The 1437-nt window shown below is 55.3% G+C and carries 1 protein-coding gene; it reads right to left on the bottom strand.

Annotation, left to right across the window (positions count from 1 at the left end):
* On the bottom strand, positions 1 to 1223 hold a 1223-nt coding region (locus SOP85_RS30955; RefSeq protein ID WP_323629398.1), incomplete at its 3' end, for an SEL1-like repeat protein.
* Between the last annotated feature and the right edge of the window lie 214 nt (positions 1224 to 1437).

The raw sequence follows: 1437 nt of genomic DNA, 5'->3' as shown, positions 1-1437 counted from the left end.
AAGAAGCGGCTGTGGTGCCTTTGGATTTTTACTGTTGGCAGGATTTCGCCCTTCTCGAAACGGCGAATTTGTGCACCTTCGAGGCGCGAGAAAAACTGGTTACCTATATCGGCTTTCCAGTAGCCAGACTGCGGGCAGGCTTGGCCGCTGTTGCAGGTCGGCCTGGGGGAAGTAGCCTGGATGAAGCCGGGAGAATCCGGCAGCGGTCGGCCGGTGGCAGGATCGAGGGCTTTGGCCTTGGCCAAATTAAGAATCAGCGCTTCACTGGGTTTTTCTGGTGGGATGTTTGCCAGGCGTTTTTCCAGCCATTGCAGCTTGCCGTCCCAGGCGGGCAACTCGGCGGGTGGCAGCGGGACGATCTCGTTGATCTCGGGGACTTTGGGATTGGCATAGGAGTAGTCCGAGAGGATTTTCCAGATTTTTTTGTAGCGATCGGCGCGTTCGAGGTCTTCTTGTTGGCCCAGGTAGTACAGCCGATCATCCGGCTCCGGACCACGGAAGCCCTCGGTCAAAAAAGAAGCCGAAGTACTATCACCGGCAGCTGCCCCAAGTTGGAATGCTTCGAGTGCCTCTTGAAAATGCCCATCTATCGACAAATCAACACCGAGTGCTCCTGCAGCTTTACCGTTTCCTTGCTCCCCAGCACAACGGCGCATTAGCCGGGCAACGTCCGGGGCAATGTTGATCGGCGCTAACTTGTCGGCGATATATGTCTGGCCTTGTGCATTCCCTTGATCGGCGGACTTGCGGTAGTAACGCAACGCCATTTCGTGATCCTGCTGCAACCCGGCCGAACCATGCTGCAGAAAAATGCCGACAAAGTAATATCCCGCTGCCACGCCCGCGTCGATCAGTTGCTCACTCATGCGCAAATGCTCTTCACCACGGAGTTTGAAGAAACCGCGCATCGCACCGTTCTGCAGATTGATATTGGCCTTGTAGTGTCCGTTCTCACTGGCGATGCGGTATAGACGTTCGATCTCTCCATCGACAGTCTTGTCCTGTTTGAGTTGGTTATTCTTTTGCAACCAGCGCGCGTAGCGGAACAGCACATCGGCCTCCGCGGGAGCCTCAGGTATCTGCTCGTGCACACAGTTAAAAGCCATCCTGGCCTTGGCTTCAGTTAAAGGGTTCAAGGGCATTTTCTCGGTCGAAGAAGAAGGAGGGTTACTGGTGTCGCAGGCAACCAGCAGCAGGCAAAAAAGCAAGAGCACGAGACGCATCAGTCGAGATCCTTCGGGTGGCTTTGTCGTAGTAAAAATCGACGAGCGAAGCACAGGGCGCATCCTTCTTTTACTGATTGTTCCCACGCTCTGCGTGGGAATGCATCCCGTGAGGCTCCGCGTCACCATTGCGCAGGTGTCGACAGCGGGACGCAGAGCGTTACTGTCCTGTTTGAGCTGGATTTCTCATCCGAGCAGGCACCATTTAACCGCT

The organism is Pseudomonas sp. YuFO20 (genome assembly GCF_035064975.1).
Lineage (GTDB): Bacteria > Pseudomonadota > Gammaproteobacteria > Pseudomonadales > Pseudomonadaceae > Aquipseudomonas > Aquipseudomonas putida_AE.
Note: the sequence above shows the minus strand (reverse complement) of the source record. Positions and strands in the feature narration are given on the sequence as shown.